17 protein-coding genes and 1 tRNA gene are annotated in these 21,985 nt (G+C 57.2%); 15 read left to right on the forward strand and 3 right to left on the reverse strand.

Annotation, left to right across the window (positions count from 1 at the left end; genetic code table 11):
• Window positions 1-84 precede the first annotated feature (84 nt).
• From ACSQ36_RS12165 to drt3b, 7 genes are all read left to right on the forward strand, one after another.
• A complete protein-coding gene (locus tag ACSQ36_RS12165; protein WP_436182083.1) occupies window positions 85-2,259 on the forward strand; it encodes a malate synthase G in 2,175 nt (724 codons plus the stop codon).
• 106 nt (window positions 2,260-2,365) lie between these two features.
• A tRNA-Ser gene (locus tag ACSQ36_RS12170) sits at window positions 2,366-2,455 on the forward strand.
• A gap of 372 nt (window positions 2,456-2,827) precedes the next feature.
• A complete protein-coding gene (locus ACSQ36_RS12175; RefSeq protein ID WP_436182084.1) occupies window positions 2,828-3,025 on the forward strand; it encodes a hypothetical protein in 198 nt (65 codons plus the stop codon).
• A 51-nt stretch (window positions 3,026-3,076) separates the two neighbouring features.
• Window positions 3,077-3,784: a hypothetical protein gene (locus ACSQ36_RS12180; protein ID WP_436182085.1), complete on the forward strand. Its 708-nt coding sequence runs from the start codon at window positions 3,077-3,079 to the stop codon at window positions 3,782-3,784.
• A 1,152-nt stretch (window positions 3,785-4,936) separates the two neighbouring features.
• Window positions 4,937-5,284 carry a hypothetical protein gene (locus tag ACSQ36_RS12185; RefSeq protein WP_436182086.1) on the forward strand — a complete coding sequence of 116 codons (348 nt, stop codon included), beginning with the start codon at window positions 4,937-4,939 and terminating at the stop codon, window positions 5,282-5,284.
• 358 nt (window positions 5,285-5,642) lie between these two features.
• Window positions 5,643-6,902 carry an antiviral reverse transcriptase Drt3a gene (gene drt3a, locus ACSQ36_RS12190; protein ID WP_436182087.1) on the forward strand — a complete coding sequence of 420 codons (1,260 nt, stop codon included), beginning with the start codon at window positions 5,643-5,645 and terminating at the stop codon, window positions 6,900-6,902.
• Window positions 6,895-8,871, forward strand: a complete 1,977-nt coding sequence (gene drt3b, locus ACSQ36_RS12195; RefSeq protein WP_436182088.1) for an antiviral reverse transcriptase Drt3b — start codon at window positions 6,895-6,897, stop codon at window positions 8,869-8,871. The genes drt3a and drt3b overlap by 8 nt, the downstream gene beginning before the upstream one ends.
• A 690-nt stretch (window positions 8,872-9,561) precedes the next feature.
• Here drt3b and ACSQ36_RS12200 read toward each other — a convergent pair.
• The 3 genes from ACSQ36_RS12200 to acs form a co-directional block, all read right to left on the reverse strand.
• A complete protein-coding gene (locus tag ACSQ36_RS12200) occupies window positions 9,562-11,580 on the reverse strand; it encodes a sodium:solute symporter family protein (RefSeq protein ID WP_436182089.1) in 2,019 nt (672 codons plus the stop codon).
• A gap of 7 nt (window positions 11,581-11,587) precedes the next feature.
• Window positions 11,588-11,917, reverse strand: coding sequence for a DUF4212 domain-containing protein (locus tag ACSQ36_RS12205; protein ID WP_436182090.1), 330 nt, complete (start codon window positions 11,915-11,917; stop codon window positions 11,588-11,590).
• 126 nt (window positions 11,918-12,043) lie between these two features.
• Complete coding sequence (acs, locus tag ACSQ36_RS12210; protein WP_436182091.1) at window positions 12,044-14,026, reverse strand: acetate--CoA ligase; 1,983 nt, start codon at window positions 14,024-14,026, stop codon at window positions 12,044-12,046.
• 408 nt (window positions 14,027-14,434) lie between these two features.
• Between acs and ACSQ36_RS12215 the strand changes: the two genes are divergently transcribed.
• From ACSQ36_RS12215 to ACSQ36_RS12250, 8 genes are all read left to right on the forward strand, one after another.
• Entirely contained in the window at window positions 14,435-15,343 is a 909-nt protein-coding gene (locus tag ACSQ36_RS12215; RefSeq protein WP_213761842.1) for a DMT family transporter, read from the forward strand.
• A 288-nt stretch (window positions 15,344-15,631) separates the two neighbouring features.
• Window positions 15,632-16,219 carry a TIGR00645 family protein gene (locus tag ACSQ36_RS12220; RefSeq protein WP_213761843.1) on the forward strand — a complete coding sequence of 196 codons (588 nt, stop codon included), beginning with the start codon at window positions 15,632-15,634 and terminating at the stop codon, window positions 16,217-16,219.
• A 91-nt stretch (window positions 16,220-16,310) separates the two neighbouring features.
• The gene (locus ACSQ36_RS12225) at window positions 16,311-17,834 is read left to right on the forward strand and encodes a fumarate hydratase (protein ID WP_213761844.1); all 1,524 of its coding nucleotides are present in this window, start codon (window positions 16,311-16,313) and stop codon (window positions 17,832-17,834) included.
• A gap of 217 nt (window positions 17,835-18,051) precedes the next feature.
• Window positions 18,052-18,528 (forward strand): bacterioferritin, encoded by a 477-nt coding sequence (bfr, locus tag ACSQ36_RS12230; protein WP_031359074.1) that lies wholly within the window; start codon window positions 18,052-18,054, stop codon window positions 18,526-18,528.
• 13 nt (window positions 18,529-18,541) lie between these two features.
• Window positions 18,542-19,468 (forward strand): glutamate racemase, encoded by a 927-nt coding sequence (gene murI, locus ACSQ36_RS12235; RefSeq protein ID WP_436182092.1) that lies wholly within the window; start codon window positions 18,542-18,544, stop codon window positions 19,466-19,468.
• A gap of 268 nt (window positions 19,469-19,736) precedes the next feature.
• Complete coding sequence (locus ACSQ36_RS12240) at window positions 19,737-19,976, forward strand: (2Fe-2S)-binding protein (protein ID WP_436182093.1); 240 nt, start codon at window positions 19,737-19,739, stop codon at window positions 19,974-19,976.
• Window positions 19,977-20,324: 348 nt separating this feature from the next.
• Window positions 20,325-21,101, forward strand: a complete 777-nt coding sequence (locus tag ACSQ36_RS12245; protein WP_436182094.1) for an energy transducer TonB — start codon at window positions 20,325-20,327, stop codon at window positions 21,099-21,101.
• A gap of 81 nt (window positions 21,102-21,182) precedes the next feature.
• Entirely contained in the window at window positions 21,183-21,983 is an 801-nt protein-coding gene (locus ACSQ36_RS12250) for a MotA/TolQ/ExbB proton channel family protein (RefSeq protein ID WP_436182095.1), read from the forward strand.
• Window positions 21,984-21,985: the final 2 nt, after the last annotated feature.

The following is a 21,985-nucleotide window of genomic DNA, read 5'->3' on the forward strand; positions in this document are numbered from 1 at the left end:
AAACAATCAAGAAGCGTTAACATGGCAATACATTGCTGCAAAGCGGCGAACGCGGACTGAATACAAACCGAGCTGGAGTTACCCATGAGTCAAATGATCAAGCGAAACGGATTGCAGGTTGCAGCCGAGCTTAGCCAGTATGTCGATGACGAAGCGCTGTCGGGAATCGGTATAGAGAGCGAAGCGTTCTGGAAAGGACTCGATGCCCTCGTTCACGACCTCGCCCCGAAGAACCGTGCACTGCTCGCCGAGCGCGACCGGTTGCAGACGGAACTGGATCAGTGGCACAAGGCGAATCCGGGACCGGTGCGCGATTTGAAAGCGTATCGTGCGTTTCTGGAAGGCATCGGCTACATCGTGCCGGCGAGCGCGGCTGTGCAGGCCACGACCGAAAACGTCGATACGGAAATCGCCGAACAAGCCGGGCCGCAACTCGTCGTGCCGCTGTCGAACCAGCGCTATGCGCTCAACGCCGCGAATGCCCGCTGGGGCAGTTTGTACGACGCGCTTTACGGCACCGACGCAATCCCGGACACCGACGGCGCCGAACGCACAGCACAATTCAACCCGGCTCGCGGTGCAGCGGTAATTGCCCGCGCTCGCGCGTTCCTCGATGAAGCCGCGCCGCTCGCCAACGGTTCTCACGTCGATGCCACCTCGTATCGCGTAGAGGGCGGCAAGCTTGTCATTGCGCTGAAAAGCGGTTCATCGGCGTTGAAATCACCCGATCAGTTCATCGGTTTCCAGGGCGACGCGGGCTCGCCTTCCGCCGTGCTGCTCAAGCATCACGGCCTGCACTTCGAGATCCAGATCGACGCGACGGACTCTATCGGCAAGACCGATGCCGCGCATGTGAAGGACGTGCTGATGGAGGCCGCGGTCTCGACGATTATCGATTGCGAGGATTCGGTGGCCGCCGTCGATGCCGCCGACAAGGTCCAGCTCTACCGCAACTGGACCGGCCTGATGAAAGGCGATCTGGCGGAGGAAGTCACCAAGAACGGCAAGACCTTCACGCGCCGCCTGAACGCCGATCGCGAATACACCGCGCCCGATGGCTCGACGGTGAAACTGCATGGCCGCTCGCTGTTGTTCATTCGTAACGTCGGGCATCTGATGACGAATCCGGCTATTGTCGATCGCGACGGGCACGAGATTCCCGAGGGCATTCTCGACGCCGTGATGACGTCGCTCGGTGCAATGCACGACCTGCAAAACAAGCTCAATTCGCGCACGGGATCGATTTATATCGTCAAGCCGAAGATGCACGGCCCGGCGGAAGTTGCTTTCTCCGATGAGCTGTTCGGCCGCGTGGAAGACTTGCTCGGCCTGCCGCGCTACACCATCAAGATGGGCATCATGGACGAGGAACGGCGCACGAGCGTCAACCTGCAGGCGTGCATTGCCGTGGCATCGGCGCGGGTGGCGTTCATCAACACGGGCTTCCTCGACCGCACCGGCGACGAGATGCACAGCGCGATGGAAGCCGGTCCGATGATGCGCAAGGGCAACATGAAATCGTCGGCGTGGATCGCGGCTTATGAGCGCAATAACGTGCTCGCGGGACTCAGCTCGGGATTGCGTGGGCGCGCGCAAATCGGTAAAGGCATGTGGGCCATGCCCGACCTGATGCATGCGATGCTTGAGCAGAAGATCGCTCATCCGAAAGCTGGCGCGAACACGGCATGGGTGCCCTCGCCGACCGCCGCGACGCTGCATGCGCTGCATTACCATCAGGTCGATGTGCAAGCCGTGCAGAAGGAGCTGGAGAAGACCCGTTACAGCGGCGCCCGCGATGAATTGCTCGATGGGCTGCTGACGATTCCTGTCGTCGAAAAGGCGCAATGGTCGGATGAGGAAATTCGCCAGGAGATCGAGAACAACGCGCAGGGGATTCTGGGTTACGTGGTGCGGTGGATCGACCAGGGCGTGGGATGTTCGAAGGTGCCGGATATCCACGATATCGGGCTGATGGAAGACCGCGCGACGCTGCGGATTTCGAGCCAGCATATTGCCAACTGGCTGCATCACGGCGTGGTGTCGGAGGCGCTGGTTAACGAGACGTTCGAGCGGATGGCGAAGGTAGTTGATCAGCAGAATGCCGGCGACCCGCACTATCAGCCGATGGCCGGTCACTTTGATACGTCACTGGCTTTCAAGGCGGCCAAGGCGTTGGTTTTTGAGGGGCGTGCGCAACCTAGCGGGTATACGGAGCCTTTGCTGCATAAGTTCCGGCTGGAGGTTAAGCAGCGGGGGTGAGTGACCGGTGGCGAGTCGCGTCGCCGTCGGATTTCAACCTCGATAACCTCTTCTCCACAAGGGGGCTGGCACAGACGCGCGAGTTTGCTATAATCCGCGACTTGCTGGAGAGATGGATGAGCGGTTTAAGTCGCACGCCTGGAAAGCGTGTTTAGGGTCAAACCTAACCGGGGTTCGAATCCCCGTCTCTCCGCCATCACCACACACCACCGGTAAGAGCTTGATTTTAAAGGCTTTTACGCGAATCAGAGAAGTAACTTACCACATGCATTTACCACACATAGGCCCCACACGGGGCTGTTTGTGTTTCTGCTTTAGCTTTCCCGTGGCGCACGGCTCTCCTTCCAGATGCTGAACCGACCGAGCTTGCCTGTTCGCCTCAACTCCCCTCAAGCGCACCCAAAACTGCAATCTTTACACTGTTGCTATCGTTGCATATTTGTAATTAATTTCAGCTATTGACTCTACTTCCCAACCATAACTTTCAATTTGTATACGGAATCACTCCTCGGTAATCTTCGCCCTGTTCTGCGACGCAGGATAACCACCCAAACCGAGGAAGACCTAAATGCATCTGCTTATCAACTGTGGCCGCGCTCTCCACATCGAAACCGAAGTCTTCCTTTCATCCTTGTTCCTGCGCGTTGGCTCCTTCGAGATGTTCATCGAAGCGCGTCCCTTGCTCAAACCCCGCCTCTCTTTTGAGAAGAGCAGCACCGGCTCAGTGATGAACGCTGGCTGGCTCGAAGTCACTTACGGTCACTGAGAGGGCATATGACGGACGTAACAGAAACCGCGTCGGAGGGTGCTTGCCCCCTTGATAGCGACGAAGCTTTGCGAGACGCTGATCGAGTATCTCCAAATCAAGCGAACGCACGGCAAGCTTCGCAAGGCTTGGGAAGGCATCGGTGGATTTGTAGCAGCGAAGCGCAATAGCGTGGGTGACGCTGAGTTCTTCCAATGGTGCGAGAAGCATTTCCCCGGGCTCTCCCAAGAGCATATCGATGCGCTCCTCAATTTGCACGTACGCCGCCAAGACCTCCCGCAGTTCGTCCGCACCACCGAGAGCATCCACCTACCTGACCCAATAGTGTTCTGGAGGGACTTCGAAAAATGGTCCTGGTGGCGGCACCTCCCGCAAGACCTTCGGTCGCTTGAGGTTGCTCATACGGTACGGCTTGATGAGCGCACAGCAAAGCGGCTCGCACATCTTTTTGCCAGGGTGAAGAAGGCTCTCCCCGGCGACGATATCCCGCGTATGGCCCTCAAGGCGTTCGCCGTCAAACATGACACAACTGTGGGTGAACTTGAAAAAGCGGTGGCACCCAAGGACCCCCATAGAGCGCCGGACCTACGCCGCATCAGTGTTGAAACCCGCATCGCCATTGTGGACATTGTGGACGACACGGTACGCCGCATGGCATCCGAAGGGCAAAATCACTATGCCATAAAGCGGCGGCTGGATAGTGCGATCGATTATCTCGAAGGGGTCACTCAGGCGTCCGCCGGATCACTAACCCCATAGAAACTCGAAGGAGTGGCCGTCTAATTTAGCCGGCAAATTTAATAAGTGCACCAGAATTTGAAGAGCCCGCATCATCGTCAGGTACGAGCATGTTGCCTGACGCTCCGTTTTCAACTCGAAAATATGCTGGCTGAACCATTTCTATGCTGAAGCTCGACCAAGTGTAATAAACGTCAACTTTTAGGCGGCCATCCACCCGCACCCGACTTTCCACGAAACACCCTCGCGACGCTACTCCGCCAGACGGGAATTTCGCGATTCGTCTCAGCGTTTTGCCGTTGCCTCTCAGGCTTTCAATGTCCACACGTGATCCTTCAATCGAGCAAGCGAAATGCATGTTGTATAAAGGAAAGTTTCCTCTGTTGGTCACAACAAACTGCGTTTGGAATTCTTGACTGGGATCGAGGTTGTCCCCGGGCGTGATTGCGATGCTCGGTGCAAAGTACGTCCAGATCGATATCACGGTAGAAAACAGCCCAACAATGCCCAAAGACGGACCCCAATACCGACCCCACCACCGGCGCATGCTTGTCCATTTCGACTTCGATGCGGCCGAGGGCCCTGGTGGCGCTGGCTGTGATTTTATGACCCGTTTGTTTGTGGCCCTGCGCTTTGCATTGCCCATTATTAGTCCGTGGATTCTAGTAATTTTGACTCGTGATTGTAGCGGCTACCGACCTCAGAGAACGAGGCGGACGTATGCAGCCAGTCAGCCGAGCGCGTCTGTCCCCGGCAAGCGTACTCGGCCTCTGAACGTCTGAGCGACGTGACGTGGATTGGACGCTTCTTGGCCGAACTGTTACGAAGGGACACCGAAGCTTTTCACAGCGCGCGTTTGCGGCGCTCCAAATGCAAGATTACTAATTGAACGGCATTGGCTCCTTTGGGCCTTTTGTTTTGTCGGAAAAATGCCTCAGCCCCCTCAAGCAATTGGTCCCTGCGGGTCCCCCCGTGCCCCCTCGGGAATTCCCACGCGCGCTCCTTGACGCGCCCATCCGATAACGCGTACTCACCCGCGCCCAACAACCCTCCAGGTGCCCCCCGGAGCGGCCCTCGTAGTCGTCTTGCCGTTCATTTCGAGACCTTGCAGTATGGCTATCGCTGATTTGGACATGTACGATTGGTGCACCGCCACAACACAGCCGAGGAAAAATGGGACCGAACTTATGGGGATACGCTGCGATGGGCACCTTGGTAGTCGGAGCCGCCATCGCGGGAATAATCTGGGCCAATAGCGAGAAGGAAGAACGTGACCGGGCCGATACAGACACGATCAAGTGCATGACTCAGAACATCTCCACGCACGAAAAGCGCCACCTTGCCAAGTTGAGCAACTCCTCGGACTACGAGCCGCTTTGGAATGCATATAGCGAGGTTTTTCCGCGCTGTGTTGGAAGAGCCGACCAATGGGAGCGGAAAGACCGTCTCATGACTTACGCGTGGCAATTGATGCTCGCGACAAGCGATGGGTTCGCGGCACTGAGGAAAGCCGAACGCTAGGGCATGTACCAAATCGATCGTTTCAGTACATGCTGTTCCGATAGCGAACAGAAGCGCGGGATCGGGCTTCGAAGGTCCCAATATTCGGACATCTATCTCGGATGCCCCAGAAATAACGCCACGTGCCGCACATTCGCAAACGCCGGCGTTAGCACCGCCGATCAAACCACCGACAACCAAAATTTTGATTTGAGGCAGTTGGATTCGCTGTCGAAAAGGCAGTGGGGCGTAACCGAAAGCATCTCGGGCAGCTCGTCCGGCCAATGCGACGCGGGACTCCAACGGACAAGGCATAATCGCTTCGCTATCGTCTAGAACGAACTCGCGCAGCAGCCACGCACAGAGAGGAATTAACGCGGTGTACGATCAATCCTTCAGTCCGGCTACTCTCGCTCGGCTAGTACGAAAGTCCGACTTTCGTGATTTCCCGACAATCTACGATGACAGCGTCAAACAAGCGCGGGTTCAAGCCGCGTCCGACATAGCGCATAGCGATTTCGATGGGCACAATCCGCTGATGTCCTTCACAAAGGGCGGAAAAAAAATCTATCACACCTTGAACCTGCCCGACGAACTGGTCCTGCGCAAAGTGACGTTGAACCTTCGGCGCGTTACTAAAGTGCGGCAGCCTGATCGGCAATCGATTATCTCCAACTTGAAACACCTTCTGGCCGAAGGCACGCCTTTCCGAGTCTACCGACTAGACATAAGTGCTTTCTACGAATCTTTCATCACGGCCGATGTCATAAAAAAAATTAACGACTTCAAAACATTAAGCCCTCAAACGAAAAGACTGATAGAGAAGGTCCTGGCGCTCTTCGCGGCAGCGGGGGGAACGGGAATCCCACGTGGCTTGGCGTTGAGCGCCGTGTTAGCTGAGCTTATGATGGATGATTTCGACGAAAGCACAATCAATGCTCTCGGTGTCTTTTTTTATGCACGATATGTGGATGACATTGTTGTCGTAACAAACGCGGTTGAGAATGAACGGAGCTTCTTAAAGGCAGTGATTAAGAACCTACCCCATGGCCTCGTCCTCAATGAAGGAAAGCAGCACGTTAAATGTGCCAGCGAACGCGTAACTCCAATTTTAATCGATAAAATTCTATTCTCATTTAGCTATCTCGGTTATGAGTTTTCCGTGAAAGAACCATTCAAAGACAAAAAGGTGCGTCCTCAACGGCAGTTTCGCGTTGTAAAAGTAGACATCTCAAGTAATAAAAAAACTCGCTATAAAACTAGGATTTGCCGCGCTTTCCTGGATTTCGCAAAAACCGCTGACTTTAATTTGCTCTATGATCGACTGAAATTTTTGACAACGAATTTTAGTATTAGAGATATCAATACAGGAAGACGAAAGCTTGCCGGGATATTCTACAACTACCCCCATCTCTCAACCGATGCCGGTGGTAGCCTCCAACAACTCGACAAATTTCTGCACGACGCCGTGCGGGGAAGCAATGGACGCCTATTTTCGCGCAGCTCGGGACTTTTAACTGCCAAGCAAAAACGTGAGCTTTTGACCTTGAGCTTTAAACGGGGGCATGAAAAACGTACATTCGCATACTTTCATCCAACGCACATTCACACAATACAGGGATGCTGGGGACATGAGTAAAGGGAGCAAGCCTAAAAGAATAAACAAAAGAGATTACTGCCGCGTGCTCGCGACTGAAACTCTACCCTATGAAACGCCAATTATCTTTTCGAACGAGGGACTGTATAACAACGTCCTGCGCTCTCAGCGTGCCACAGGAATCACACGGGTTCTAATAGACGGAATCATAACCGGGGAGTCTGCACCCAAATTTTCACCCACCAATCCCCATTCGTACAAAATACGAAAGAACGCCCTTGAATTTAGACGACTCGCGTTAGTGCACCCGATATCTCAGTGGAGAATTAAGGCATTTTACGAAAAATATGAAAATCTTATTCTGCATTTCTGCTCTCTAAGTCCTGCATCGATTCGCGCGCCAAACAAAGTCGCTGCGACCTTTTATACAAAAAGTTCGTGGGAGAACATTAACCAGTACAAAAATGGAAGCGTTGCTCAGACTGAAACTGATCGATTCACAAAGTACAGCCCCTCCTTCTTTGCATATCGCGGGCACGATCGCCTGTATAAGTTTTTCGACTCACGCGACTTTCTTGAACTAGAGAAGGCTTACGGATTTCTTTGGACATTAGATGTCTCGAAGTGCTTTGATAGTATCTACACGCATTGTATGTCCTGGGCTGTAAAGGACAAAGAGTTCACGAAAACGCATGTTGACATAGATTCAACATTCGGTCAGGCGTTCGATTCGGTCATGAGAAATGCGAACCACAATGAAACGAACGGCATAGTTATCGGCCCAGAAGTAAGTCGAATCTTTGCAGAAATAATATTTCAAGCCGTCGACAGGCGAGCGTTTTTACGATTAAGTCAATCGTACAAGCTTATTTTCGGAACTCATTATCAAGTTCGCAGATATGTGGATGATGTATTTATATTTGCGCGGAACGAAGCGGACGCGAGAACCATCTATGAGTGTTATAGCGATACGCTCACGATGTTCAATCTACATACAAATACCGCCAAGTCCCTGCGGTTGGCGCGCCCATTTTTCACCAAGAAATCGCGCATCACTCGTGATGTGAGCAACAGAGCCAACGAGTTCTTTGATAAATTCCTTGAAGATGTTGATGACGCATCGAGATTAATTCCGAAAAAGATTTATTATCAATGGCGGCTAACACGAAGCTTCCTTGATATTGTTAAGTCTGTGTGCTCTTATAACGATGTTTCCTATGATGATGTATCGTCATACCTGATATCTACTTTTACTGAGCGCGTAAAAAAGCTCGCGAATACTAACCTCGCCACGTCAGACGAGGAGACTGTTTTAAACTACAGAGACAGTAGTCTGGTTTTGCTCGATGTCCTATTTTTTTTGTATTCAGTTGCACCTTCAGTAAGCTCTTCCTACAAGCTGGCCACGTCGATCATCGTGCTGATACGATTCGCTGAAAAGAACCTGGGTGTTCATAAGGAAACGGTAAAGCAGCGGATATTTGACCTTGCGAATTCTTTCCTTTCGCGAGAAAACGAAGGCGGCCGGGCCGCAATTGAGGGTTTCACTTGGCTCGAAGCCAGCAATGTGCTGCTTGCGGTCCGCGAACTGGGTCCTAACTATCTCCTGCCTGAGGAGACAGTAAAAAGTCTATTCGAGAATACCGGAAAATTTTCGTATTTTGATATTGTTTGCGGTTTGTTTTACGTTCGTAAAGATCCAGCTTATAGAACATTGCGCAGAGGTTTAGTTAAAGCTGCTGATGCAAGACTTAGGAATTTGACAGATATATTTGTCAATTCTGAAAAGGCACATTTGTTTCTCGATATGATAACCTGCCCCTACATCTACCACACTCAAAGGCGTCGCTGGATCGAGGGATTTTATGCTCAAATGAAACTCGACGCGCCAACGCCAGCCGAATTAGCGGATTTTATTGCACAGGCCGCGACACGGTATTGGTTTGTTAACTGGACGGAAGTGGATTTACTTAACTCACTTGAAAAGAAAGAATTGAAACGTGCTTATTAGCGCTGTAGACTCACCGCCGAAGGGCGGCCGGCTCCTCCACAGAAGCTGCTAGTTCAGGGTGACTGTACTTCTATGCCGGGTACATATAGCCGCTCCGATACGGAAGCGCTAAGCAGACCGGTATATGAGCGGTGAAAGCCGCACACACTCAGCGGGCTTGGCCACCCTTCACCCTCCCCTCAGCGCACCCACTGCGCAACCGCGAAGTTTCCTGAGCGGCAATGCTACCCAATAGGCGCCGAAGACTCGTGATCGATTTCTCGGGAAAGCGCAGCTTGTCGCCATGTCTCCGGACTTTTCAGGTTCCAACGCTACGACTGGGATCAGCCGCCCGCAGTCCGCAATGACTGCCAGCGAGACAGTCATGCGTCCGGGTATTTCGGCGGGTGCTTCTTTCGTATTCGATCGGAGAGCCCTAGCAGCCCGGGCTTATAGCGAACGCTCTGGCGGACAAACTGCATTCGCACCTGCTGCCGTCTTATCTGACGAAATGCCTTCAGTTTGCGGGTACTTTTTCGGGTACTTTTTCGATTGATTGACTTGAAATCCTTATCCATAAAGGACGATCGACGGACCGTCTCTCCGCCAGAATACGTATCACATTGTCAAGCATCCCCAAAACCCGCATCGAGCCTTGTGCCGACGCGGGTTTTTTGTATTTCACCGCCGCCAAACCCGCAAACATTCCCCTCACGGATGCCGAATATAATCCACCAACGCCCTCGTATACGCGTCCGGTTTCCGATCGAAAAGACTCACCACCACAGCCACCACAAACCCCGCCGGCACCCCAAACACGCCCGAACTGATCGACTCGATCCCAAACCACCGCGCGCCCGACCACCCCGTCATCTGCGTGAAATACGGGTACGTCGACACGATGTAATAGACGCACACGCTCAAGCCCGCCAGCATCCCCGCGACCGCCCCGAGCTTCGTCGTCCGCTTCCAGAACACGCCCAGCACCAACACCGGAAACAAACTCGACGCCGCCAACGAAAACGCCGCTCCCACCAAAAACAGGATATTCCCCGTATTAAGCGAGGCCACATACGAAGCAAACAACGCCACCCCCAGCAACAATATCTTCGATATCGTCACCCTTCGCTGACTGCTCGCAGTCTTGTCGACCATGCAGTAATAGACATCGTGCGAAAGCGCATTCGCGATCGTCAATAGCAAGCCATCGGCGGTAGAAAGCGCCGCGGCCAACGCCCCCGCCGCAATCAATCCCGACATCACATACGGCAGCCCGGCAATCTCCGGCGCGGCGAGCACCACCATATCCGGCTGCATCTGAATCCCGGACCAGCGCACGATGCCATCACCGTTCACATCGCCGATACGAATCAGATACGGCTCGACCTTGCGCCATTGCATGACCCAGGTAGGAAGATCAGCGAACTTGTGCCCGACGATTCCCGTCAGCATCTCGTACTTGATCAGCACCGCGAGCACGGGCACGGTCACATAAAACAGCGCGACAAAAAACAGCGTCCAGCCGACCGAGCGCCGCGCGGAAGCCACAGATGTAGTCGTGTTATAGCGCGTCAAAATATGCGGCAAGCTCGCCGTTCCCAGCGACAAACACAGCAGCAACGACAAGAAATTCCGCCTGTGCAGCCGCGCGTTTTCATCGTCGGATGGGGGGAACGCTTCAGCCATTGGCACCGGCGGCGCAGCGCGTTCGAGCATCGCATCGCGGGCGCGGGTCCATTGAACGTGCGCCTCCGCGGGTGTCTTCGGGAACGACGCCAGTTCACGTTCCCGCTCGTTAATATCGCGCAACGGCCCGTTATGCCGACGCAGACCCGCGATCTCCTCCATCAGCCGAGCCTGGCCGGTATGAAACGACGTGGGCAATTCATCGATCTGCGTCTGGATCTGCTGCGCCTGACGCTGGTAATCGTCGCGAACCCTGGCTTCTTCGGGCGAGCGTTCCACCTCCCGTTCAAGCACTTCCACACGCTCCAGCAACCGTCCATACGAAAGCTGCGGCAACCAGCCGAGCCCTTCGCGATGGGCGATCATCGAGACGGGAATCAGCATGGCGCTGATCAGGATGATGTACTGCGCGACCTGCGTCCACGTGACCGCGCGCATGCCGCCAAGAAACGAGCACACGAGAATACCCGCAAGCCCGCAGAAGATCCCGATAGCAAAGTCGATACCGATAAACCGCGATGCAATCAGCCCGATGCCCTGGATCTGCGCGACGAGATAAACGAACGAGCACAGGATGGCCGCGAACGCCGCGATCCCACGCACGAGGTTGCTCGAAAAGCGCGTGCCGAGAAAGTCGGGGATAGTGTAGCGGGCAAGCTTGCGGACGTAGGGCGCGAGCAGGAACGCAACGAGACAATAGCCGCCGGTCCAGCCCATCATGTACGCAAGACCGTCGTAACCGGTTGCATAGATGGACCCCGCCAGCCCGATAAACGACGCCGCCGATAACCAGTCCGCCGCCGTGGCCATGCCGTTGAACGCGGACGGCACGCGCCGCCCGGCCACGTAATACTCGACCAGATCCGACGTCCGCGACAACAAGCCGATCACCGCATAGACGGCTATCGGCACGAACAAAAACACATAGCCGATCCACATGCCCGGCCCGGTCACGCGCTCGATCCGCGCCATCACATAGATGAACAGGAGGAAGCCGAGCGTGTAAAGCGCGTAGGCCCGAATGAGTCGATGGGTAAGCTTCATCGGCGCTTCATGGCTTGGGCTTAGCTACGGCAAGGGTCCGTTGCAAACGGGCATCGGCGAATTGCATCAGCACGATATACACCACGATCAACGCGACATACACCAGGATCGCGCCCTGGGCGCCAAAGTAGAACGGCAGCGGAAAACCCGCGAAACGCACATCAGCGAGCCGCGTCGCCATGAGCGGAATGCCGAACGAGACCACGAATCCGATCAGCATCAGCACCGATATCACCGCAAGATTCGTTCGCCAGTAGAACCGATGCGCTTGCGCCATCGCCTCCGTGACGGGCGGTGGTTCGGCGGGACTCGAAGCAGGCGGTGGAATCGAGGACATGTGCTTATCTACCAAATGCGTCAGGAAGCGGCAATCGGGATCGACACCGTGCGCCGGCCGGGGATATAAAAACGGCTCCCTGAAACAGGGAGCCGTTCTTTCAAGCTGGATGATACTAAAGCAAATTCAACGCGCTTCGCCAAGTTGATCGAGGATCGCGGGATTCTCGAGCGTCGAGATGTCCTGCGTGATCTCCTCGCCCTTCGCCAGCGAACGCAACAACCGCCTCATGATCTTGCCTGAACGGGTCTTGGGAAGATTCTCGCCGAAACGAATGTCCTTCGGTTTCGCGATCGGACCGATCTCTTTTGCGACCCACGCCCGCAGTTCATTGGCGATCTGCTTGGCTTCATCGCCCTCAGGCCGCGAACGCTTCAGCACGACGAACGCGCACACCGCTTCGCCGGTCGTATCGTCGGGACGGCCGACCACGGCCGCTTCCGCCACGATCGGATTCGACACCAGCGCCGACTCGATCTCCATGGTCCCCAACCGATGCCCCGACACGTTCAGCACGTCATCGATCCGGCCCATGATCGTGAAGTAACCCGTGTCCTTGTCGCGCACGGCGCCATCGCCCGCGAGGTACAGCTTGCCGCCGAGTTCCTCAGGGAAGTAGCTCTTCTTGTAGCGGTCCGGATCACCCCACACGTTGCGCAACGCCGACGGCCACGGCCGCTTGATGACGAGGATCCCGCCCTGCCCGTTCGGCACGTCCTGGCCGGTTTCATCGACGACAGCAGCCATGATGCCGGGCAACGGCAGCGTGCAGGAACCCGGCACAAGCGGCGTCGCGCCCGGCAGCGGCGTGATCATGTGGCCGCCAGTTTCTGTCTGCCACCATGTATCGACGATAGGACACACGCCGCCGCCCACGTTCTCGTGATACCACATCCACGCTTCCGGATTGATCGGCTCGCCGACCGTACCGAGAATGCGCAGCGACGACAGATCGAAGCTCTTCGGATGCACTTTTGCATCGGCTTCGGCCATCTTGATGAGTGAACGGATAGCGGTCGGCGCGGTATAGAAAATCGTGACCTTGTGCTTCGCGATCATGTCCCAGAAGCGCCCGGCATGCGGGTACGTGGGCACGCCCTCGAACACGACCTGGGTCGCGCCAATAGCAGTCGGACCATACGCGATGTAGCTATGCCCCGTGATCCAGCCGATGTCGGCGGTACACCAGAACACGTCGTCGGGCCTGGCGTCGAAGGTCCACTTCATGGTCTGCGCGGCCCACAGCAAAAAGCCGCCGGTGCTGTGCTGAACGCCCTTCGGCTTGCCCGTGGAACCGGACGTGTACAAGATGAACAGCGGATGTTCGGCGCTGACCCATTCCGGCTCGCACTGATCGGATTCATGCTCGACCAACTCGTGCATCCAGAGATCACGGCCTTCATGCCATTGCGTCTTGCCACCCGTGCGCTTGTACACAATCACGCTCTTGACCGCCTCGCATCCGCCGGCTGCGATAGCTTCATCGGCGATGCTCTTCAGCGGCAGGGCCTTGCCGCCGCGCATTTGTTCATCCGACGTAATGAGTGCGACCGCGCCCACGTCCACCAGCCGTTCGTTGAGCGACTTCGATGAGAACCCGCCGAACACGACCGAGTGCGTCGCACCGATCCGCGCGCAGGCTTGCATGGCGACCACGCCTTCAATCGACATCGGCATGTAGATCACCACGCGATCGCCCTTCTTCACGCCGCGCTTTTTTAGCGCATTGGCGAAGCGGCAGACGCGCTGCAGAAGATCCTGATACGTGACGTTCACGACGGTGCCGTCGTCGGCTTCGAAGATGATCGCGTTCTTCGCGCCGTTGCCGGCTTCCACATGACGGTCGATGCAGTTATACGACGCGTTGATTTCGCCGTCTTCGAACCACTTGTAGAACGGCGGATTCGATTCGTCGAGGACAGTTGTGAACGGCTTGTGCCAGCTAAGCGTTTCGCGCGCGAGCCGCGCCCAGAAACCTTCGTAATCGCGTTCGGCTTCAGACGTCAAAGCCTTGTACGCGTCCATGCCGGAAATCGTTGCGCCGGCCGACGCTTTGGCCGAGGGCGGGAAAATACGGCGTTCCTGGAGTACGGATTCAATCGCAGACATCGACAACCCCTTCTTTGATGGTGAATCTGATAACCGCGACACCGGAGCCCAAGCTCCGAAGCCGCCATGTCTTTAGGCGTGGACGGTATGCGCATTCATAGTGTCATGCGACATGCCGCGTCTCCTGCCTCTGTGCGTTGCCTGTTCGATGCAGCGCAGCATAGGCGCGCCAGGCTTTATGTGACGATGGGACGAAGATAAGCCGCGCGCCTTACCCGCTACTTACGCGATCGCCCCGAAAGCCACGGGGTATACACGTACGCACCCGCACTTATACTATGCGACCGTTTCAACGCATCAATACAATGATGCGCTTTGCGCTCACGTGCTGCTTACTTCCATCCCGCGTTGCGCGCGATCCATGACGCGCCACGCCATGTTAACTGAACTCGCCGTCCGGATTCCAGCTTGAATCGTTACGCGCTCTATCTCATTGCAGCCATGCTGCTGGCCGGCAGCAATGTCGGCGTCGGCAAGTCGGTGGTCGCTTTCATTCCGGTCCCGCTGTTCGCGCTGCTGCGTTTTGTCATTGCGATGGCGGTGCTCTGGCCGTTGTTGCGTCCCGCGAAGATCCGGCTGGTCAAGCGCGACGAGTGGGCCAACCTGATCCAGCAGGCGTTCTTCGGCACCTTCATGTTCACGCTGCTGATGCTCAACGGCGTGCAGCGCACGAGCGTCGTCGCGGCCGGCGTGATCACCAGTACGATTCCAGCGGTGGTCGCCTTGTTCTCGTGGTTCTTCCTGAAAGAACGCCCGAACGGGCGTGCGTTGATTTCCATTGCGCTTGCCATTGTCGGCGTGGTCGTGATCAACGTCGCGCAAGGAACGGGCGGCCACGGATCGGGCAGCGGACCGCAGGATAGCTCGGTACTTGGCAACCTGATGGTGCTCGGCGCGGTGTGTTGCGAGTCGTTCTACGTGATCCTGTCGCGACGCCTGACGCAGACGCTTCCCGCCATCGATATCTGCGCTTACACGCATTTCTTCGGCTTCCTGCTGATGCTGCCGTTCGGGTTTTCCGCGCTCGTCAGCTTCAATTACAGCAGCGTCAGCCTGAGTGTCTGGAGCCTCGTGCTTTGGTACGGGTTATCGGCGAGCATCTTCTCGTTCTGGCTGTGGATGAAAGGCATCCGGCACGTCGATGGCAGTCTCGCCGGCGTATTTTCCGGCCTCTTGCCGATTGCGGCGGCGCTCTACGGCATCGTGTTTCTCGGCGAGCGTCCGACTATCGCGCACGGAATCGCACTGGCATGCGTGGTCACCGGGATCGTCCTGGCCAGCACGAAGGCGAAAACGGCGCCGCCGATGATTTCTTGACCGGGGACGGCTTCCAAACGGGCTTTGCACGGGCTTTGCACGAATTTCGCACGCGCGGTGGAACCGCCGGTGAGCAGGTTTAGGGGCCGGTTGCGCGTGCGGACTTCCTCAGGGTTGACCCGCAACCCGGCGCCGCCGTCGCGCTACAATGACGAGCTTTCTCAAAAAAATGCGCGCGAAATCCGGTTTCGCCCTATTTCCGGTTTCGCCGGTTTCGCCTTATTTCGCGCTCGCCACGACCCAAGCAGTTACTCGATTCAATCAACCTTCCACGACCCGGCACCGCTCATGTCCGCATCCTCGAACATCCCCGGCACCCGTCCTCCCCGCCGTCCCATGAAACCCCTTCCAGCCGTCATCTTCATGAGCCGCTGGCTCCAGGTGCCGCTGTATCTCGGCCTGATCGTGGCGCAGGGCGTCTACGTCGTCCTGTTCCTGAAGGAGGTCTGGCATCTCGTCACTCACATGACGACGCTCGATGAAACCAACATCATGCTGGTCGTCCTCGGCCTGATCGACGTGGTGATGATCTCCAACCTGCTGATCATGGTGATCGTGGGCGGCTACGAGACTTTCGTCTCACGACTCGGCGTGGAAGGCCATCCCGATCAGCCGGAATGGCTCGATCACGTGAATGCCGGCGTGCTGAAGGTGAAGCTGTCCATGGCGCTGATCAGCATTTCGTCCATCCATCTGCTGAAAACCTTCATCAACCCGGACCAGTACTCCGAACACGCGGTGATGTGGCAGGTGATCATTCATGTGGCGTTCCTCGCGTCGGCGCTGATCATGGCGTGGGTCGACCGGCTGACCACGCACACGCATCCGGAGCATTTTCACGAACCTTCCGGCACGCCCGCGAAGGCGCACGAGTAAGCTTAGACCAGCAGCAGAAATACACCCATGAGCGCTTCTTAAAGCGCCGCAAACAGTCCCGATAACGTCCCGTTCCCCACACGTTCAAGCCATGACCATCATCAAGCAGGAAGACCTGATCCAGAGCATTGCGGATTCGTTGCAGCACATCAGCTATTACCATCCGCTCGACTACATCCAGGCGCTCGGCCGCGCGTACGAACTCGAAGAGAGTCCGGCCGCGAAAGACGCCATCGCGCAGATCCTGACGAACAGCCGCATGTGCGCGGAAGGTCATCGGCCGATCTGCCAGGACACCGGCATCGTCACGGTGTTCGTGAAAGTGGGCATGGACGTGCGGTGGGACGGTGCAACCATGGGTGTCACCGACATGATCAACGAAGGCGTGCGCCGCGGTTATCTGAACCCGGACAACGTGCTGCGCGCATCCATCGTGAGCCCGCCTGAAGGCGCGCGCAAGAACACGAAGGACAACACGCCGGCTGTGATCCATTACGAGATCGTCCCCGGCGATAAAGTCGATGTCCAGATCGCGGCCAAAGGCGGCGGCTCGGAGAACAAGACGAAGTTCGCGATGCTGAACCCATCGGATTCCATCGTTGACTGGGTGTTGAAAACCGTGCCACTGATGGGCGCCGGCTGGTGCCCGCCGGGCATGCTGGGAATCGGCATCGGCGGGACGGCGGAGAAAGCGATGGTCATGGCGAAGGAATCGCTGATGGACGCCATCGATATCCAGGACGTCATCGCACGCGGACCGCGGGACTGGATCGAAGAATTGCGCGTGGAGTTGCACGAGAAGGTCAACGCGCTCGGCATTGGCGCGCAGGGTCTGGGCGGCCTCGCCACCGTGCTTGACGTAAAGATCATGGCGGCGCCCACGCACGCGGCATCGAAGCCGATCGCGATCATCCCGAACTGCGCAGCCACGCGCCACGCGCATTTCACGCTCGACGGTTCGGGCGTGGCGAAACTCGACGTGCCTTCGCTCGACGCATGGCCGAAGGTCGAATGGGTCGCGAACACGGAGACGAGCCAGCGCGTGGACCTCAACACGTTGACGAAGGAACAGGTCGCGGCATGGAAGCCCGGCCAGACGCTGCTGCTGTCGGGCAAGATGCTGACGGGACGGGACGCGGCGCACAAGCGTATTGCCGACATGCTCGCCAAGGGCGAAAAGCTCCCCGTCGATTTCACGAATCGCGTGATTTATTACGTTGGCCCGGTTGATCCGGTCCGCGAGGAAGTCGTTGGTCCGGCAGGTCCCACCACGGCCACGCGCATGGACAAGTTCACCGACATGATGTTGTCGCAGACCGGCCTGATCTCGATGATCGGCAAGGCAGAGCGCGGCCCGGGTGCCATCGAGGCGATCAAGAAGCACAAGGCCGCCTACATGATGGCGGTGGGCGGCGCGGCGTATCTGGTATCGAAGGCGATTCGCGGCGCGGAAGTCATCGCGTTCGAAGACCTGGGCATGGAAGCCATCTACGAATTCGACGTTCAGGATATGCCGGTCACCGTTGCCGTTGATTCGACCGGGACCTCCGTCCATCAGACGGGACCGAAGGAATGGCAAGCAAAGATCGGCAAGATTCCGGTCGCAACGGTTTAAACTACCGTCTTAGCAATACGAGCTAAAAAGAGCCGGGCCATGCGCCCGGCTCTTTCATTTTCGGGCTGTTGCGCAGAGAACTGTTTTCATTCTCATTCCACTGCGCAGAAATACGAAATCTCCGCCAAATAGCGGGGAAAACACCCTTTTTCATCTTGGCTTTTTAAACATGAGCGGTTATGTTTGAAAAGCTGAAACGCCCACACAAGGAACTAACATGCAAGGCGATATCAAAGCCCTCGAATACCTCAACCAGCAGCTTAAAAACGAGCTGACTGCGATCAACCAGTATTTCCTGCATGCACGCATGTACAAGCACTGGGGGCTGGAGAAGCTTGGCAAGCACGAGTACGACGAGTCGATCGGCGAGATGAAGCACGCCGACTGGCTGATCCAGCGCATTTTCATGCTCGACGGCCTGCCGAACCTGCAGGACCTGCACAAGCTGCTGATCGGTGAAGAAACCGAAGAAATCCTGAAGTGTGACTTGAAGCTCGAACAGATTTCGCAGAGCACCTGCAAGGAAGCTATCGCGTATTGCGAATCGGTTCGCGATTTCATCTCGCGTGAAATCTTTGTGAAGATTCTCGACGATACGGAAGAACACATCGACTGGCTGGAAACGCAGATCGATCTCGTCGCGAAGGTCGGCATCCAGAACTATCAGCAAACCATGATGGGCGAGAGCGAGTAAGCTACTGGCCACAATGCCCTTCGACGCCTTTCGTTCAGCGCTTAGCTCCGCTGTCAGTTCCTCTCCCGAGTCGCCCGGTTCGAGCGCGCCCGTCGCTATTTTCGATTCGGGCCTCGGCGGTTTGTCCGTGTTGCGCGCTGTGCGCGCCGCCTTGCCGGACGAACGCCTGATCTATGTGGCGGATTCGCTGTACGCGCCATACGGTGAACGCGATGACGACTTTATCGCCGACCGGACGCTCGCGATCGGGGAATGGCTCGTATCGCAGGGCGCGAAGACGCTGGTGGTCGCGTGCAACACGGCGACCGCGCAGTCGATTGCTCAAACCCGCGAACGCCTGGCCGTTCCCGTGATTGGCGTGGAGCCGGGTATCAAGCCCGCGGCGCTCACGTCGCAAACGCGCGTGGTGGGCGTACTGGCAACGGCCGTCACGCTGCGCAGCGCGCGCTTTCAAGCGCTGGCTGAACGCCATACCAGTGATTGCCAGTTCATCCTGCAGCCGGGGCACGGCCTCGTGCAGGCGGTGGAACGTTGCGACACGAACTCACCTGAACTCGTTGCGCTGCTGCGCAGCTATGTGCAACCCATGCTCGACGCCAACGCCGACACGCTGGTGCTCGGCTGCACGCATTACCCCTTTCTCGATGAAGCCATCCGCTCCATTGCCGGTAACCGGCTGACGCTGATCGATACGAGTATCGCAATAGCACGGCAACTCGAACGGCAACTGGATTCGTTTGGTCTGCGCGCAGCGCCAGCCCAGGCTCAGGCTCATGTTCAAACACAAGCTCAGGCCATCGAATTGCCGCGTTTTTACTCGACCAATGACGGCCAGGCGCTGCGACAACTCGCGGCGTCGCTGCTCGGACTGGATGTGACCGTCGAACACGTCACGATCCCTTCGCGGCGGACGCTGGCACTGGAATCCGATCCGGTCTGAGACCGCGCGTCCGAGCCGTTCCAAAACGGTCCTAAGCCGCACCTATCCCCCTTCCAAGTCTCAAAAACCCGCTTTAGCGGCTAAAAAGCCCCTTTCGAGCACGCGGTTTCAGTTTTTTACATAAGCATGGCGCCTTGTGCGACAAGCCTTTGCGCCCCGTCCCTTTTTCCCGCCCGCCGCACATCGAAAAAAACCGTTCACCCCTATTGCCAACCTTCGCATAAGGAATGATAATAATTCGCATTAACGTTAGCTATCGCGGTTAATCATGATCGTCTGTGTGTGCAAGTCAGTGTCGGACAGAAAGATTCGCGCCTCCATTGCAGATGGCGTCGCTACCTTCGACGAACTGCAATTTGAACTGGGTGTTGCCATGTGCTGCGGCAAATGCGAAGAAACCGTGCGCGACGTGATGTCGCAAAGCGGTTGCGCGTCGCATTGCGGCACGCACCACGGCGATCAGCATCAGGCGGTACCGCTGACGTTCTACGAACGTAAAGCCGCGTAAGCACGCTCCAGGTTAACGGGGATTTGCCCGGCGCATCACCACGAATGCCGGCGTGTTACCGCAACGACTACGCAACAACTTCGGCGCGTGGTTTTCAAGCCGATCGTCACGCGTCATTAGCCTTGCCAGGTGTAAAAACGCAGTCCCCGCTTCTCCGCCCGCAAGCCAGGTCACATTGAGCCAGCCCGCCAACCCCCGTCCAAGGAGGGAATGATGGAATTGCTGATCGGTTTCGTGACCACGGTGTTTATTTCTCTGCTCATCTTTCGAAAATGAAGTCCTCCAGTCTCACATGCTGCATGGGCTTTCGCTGTTCGTACGGCGTCGCCGCCGTACAACCACGCTGATATGCCGTCGCCCCTGATCTCGCCCGGCAATTCGGCTGCGGCGCTTAACGTTCACTCCTCCCGTTCGATCGAATCCTCAGGCCTCAATCCGCGCGTGATTGCCGCGAGTGTCGCTGTGGTGGCGATTCACGTGGGCCTGTTGGCCGTTGTGCTTACCCTGCGTAACGAGCCGCCGCCGCGTCCGATGGAATCGAAGACAATCACTGCCGAACTGATTAGTCCCGCGCCGCCGCAACCGGTTGCAGCGCCTGTGGCAATTCAGTCGACGCCCGTTCCTCCGCCACCGAAACCGGTTCCACCGAAGCCGCTACCGAAGCCCAAGCCCGTCGTTCAGCCGCGCGTGAAGGCCGCACCAACGCCGTTGCCGGAAACCACGGCGCCCTCGCCTGTGGCGGCAGCCGCGCCTGAGCCGGCTCCCGCTCCGCCTTCGCCGCCGGTTGCGGCAGCGCCGGCCGCCGCGGCGCCGGCTATCGGGCGTCCGACCATGGCGCTCAACGCGCCGAAAGACGTCGCGCATCTCGAATGCAATATCGCGATGCCGGACTATCCGGCGTTGTCGCGGCGTCGCGGGGAATCGGGGACGGCGCTGGTGAAGTTCGTCGTCGGGCTGACGGGGAAGATCGAGAACATCGAACTGAAGAAGAGCAGCGGTTCGTCGCGGCTGGACGACGCCGCGCTCAGTGCCATGCGCTCAAGTGCATGCAAGCCCTATAAGGAAAACGGCGTGGCGATCCGCGCTGCCTATTCCCAGCCGTTCGTGTTTGGGTTGAACGACTAGCGCCACGGTCGGATCGCTCCAACGAACGCTGAATAACACTAAAAAATTCGACCTAATTTCTAGATATCTACAGGAACTGCAATGCAAAACTACGGCTTGGCGCATGTCTGGGCGCAAGGGGATTTCGTCACGCGGGGTATCGCGCTCGCGCTGGCGATCATGTCGATCCTGTCGTGGACAGTGATTCTGGTGAAGGGCCTGAACGTGGTGCGCCTGAAGCGCCTCACGAAGAACGCCGAGCAGGCGTTCTGGCATTCGGACGATTTCGCCGACGGCATCAACAAGCTGAGCAGCCATTCCTCGAACGCGCAGGACAATCCGTTCCTCGCGCTCGCCCTCTCCGGTCAGGACGCGGCTGATCACCATCATCAGACGCAACCGCATCTGCACGACCGCATGGACGTGTCGGACTGGGTCACACGCTGCCTGAAGGACACCATGGATGAAGGCGTCGGACGGATGCAGGCGGGGCTCGCCGTGCTTGCATCGATCGGCAGCACGGCGCCGTTCGTCGGATTGTTCGGCACGGTGTGGGGCATTTATCACGCGCTGCTGACCATTGGCGCGACCGGCCAGACGTCCATCGATCAAGTCGCGGGACCGGTCGGCGAGTCGCTGATCATGACGGCGTTCGGCCTGTTCGTCGCCATTCCGGCGGTGCTCGGCTACAACGCGTTGACCCGCTGGAACAAGGCTATTGTCACGAAGCTGAACCGCTTCGCGCACGGCCTGCACGCGTTCTTCGTGACGGGCACCAAGCTCGCGTCCAGCAAGCGTGGAGACGGCCTGCGCCTGGCCACGCAGCACGCTGCGAGCGCCACGACGACGGGCGCTGCCGGATCCACTGCGGGATCCAGGCAGCCTGCGTCGCGTGTGAGCTAAGG

The organism is Caballeronia sp. LjRoot34, assembly GCF_964253815.1.
Taxonomy (GTDB): Bacteria; Pseudomonadota; Gammaproteobacteria; order Burkholderiales; family Burkholderiaceae; genus Caballeronia.

What these genes read in the sequence shown, in the direction of transcription:
- ACSQ36_RS12250 (WP_436182095.1), top strand. Translation starts at nt 21,183, where the DNA reads ATGCAAAACTACGGCTTGGCGCATGTCTGGGCGCAAGGGGATTTCGTC.
- drt3b (WP_436182088.1), top strand. Translation starts at nt 6,895, where the DNA reads ATGAGTAAAGGGAGCAAGCCTAAAAGAATAAACAAAAGAGATTACTGC.
- ACSQ36_RS12245 (WP_436182094.1), top strand. Translation starts at nt 20,325, where the DNA reads ATGCCGTCGCCCCTGATCTCGCCCGGCAATTCGGCTGCGGCGCTTAAC.
- ACSQ36_RS12200 (WP_436182089.1), bottom strand. Translation starts at nt 11,580, where the DNA reads ATGAAGCTTACCCATCGACTCATTCGGGCCTACGCGCTTTACACGCTC.
- murI (WP_436182092.1), top strand. Translation starts at nt 18,542, where the DNA reads ATGCCCTTCGACGCCTTTCGTTCAGCGCTTAGCTCCGCTGTCAGTTCC.
- ACSQ36_RS12175 (WP_436182084.1), top strand. Translation starts at nt 2,828, where the DNA reads ATGCATCTGCTTATCAACTGTGGCCGCGCTCTCCACATCGAAACCGAA.
- ACSQ36_RS12205 (WP_436182090.1), bottom strand. Translation starts at nt 11,917, where the DNA reads ATGTCCTCGATTCCACCGCCTGCTTCGAGTCCCGCCGAACCACCGCCC.
- acs (WP_436182091.1), bottom strand. Translation starts at nt 14,026, where the DNA reads ATGTCTGCGATTGAATCCGTACTCCAGGAACGCCGTATTTTCCCGCCC.
- bfr (WP_031359074.1), top strand. Translation starts at nt 18,052, where the DNA reads ATGCAAGGCGATATCAAAGCCCTCGAATACCTCAACCAGCAGCTTAAA.
- ACSQ36_RS12240 (WP_436182093.1), top strand. Translation starts at nt 19,737, where the DNA reads ATGATCGTCTGTGTGTGCAAGTCAGTGTCGGACAGAAAGATTCGCGCC.
- ACSQ36_RS12225 (WP_213761844.1), top strand. Translation starts at nt 16,311, where the DNA reads ATGACCATCATCAAGCAGGAAGACCTGATCCAGAGCATTGCGGATTCG.
- ACSQ36_RS12220 (WP_213761843.1), top strand. Translation starts at nt 15,632, where the DNA reads ATGTCCGCATCCTCGAACATCCCCGGCACCCGTCCTCCCCGCCGTCCC.
- ACSQ36_RS12165 (WP_436182083.1), top strand. Translation starts at nt 85, where the DNA reads ATGAGTCAAATGATCAAGCGAAACGGATTGCAGGTTGCAGCCGAGCTT.
- ACSQ36_RS12185 (WP_436182086.1), top strand. Translation starts at nt 4,937, where the DNA reads ATGGGACCGAACTTATGGGGATACGCTGCGATGGGCACCTTGGTAGTC.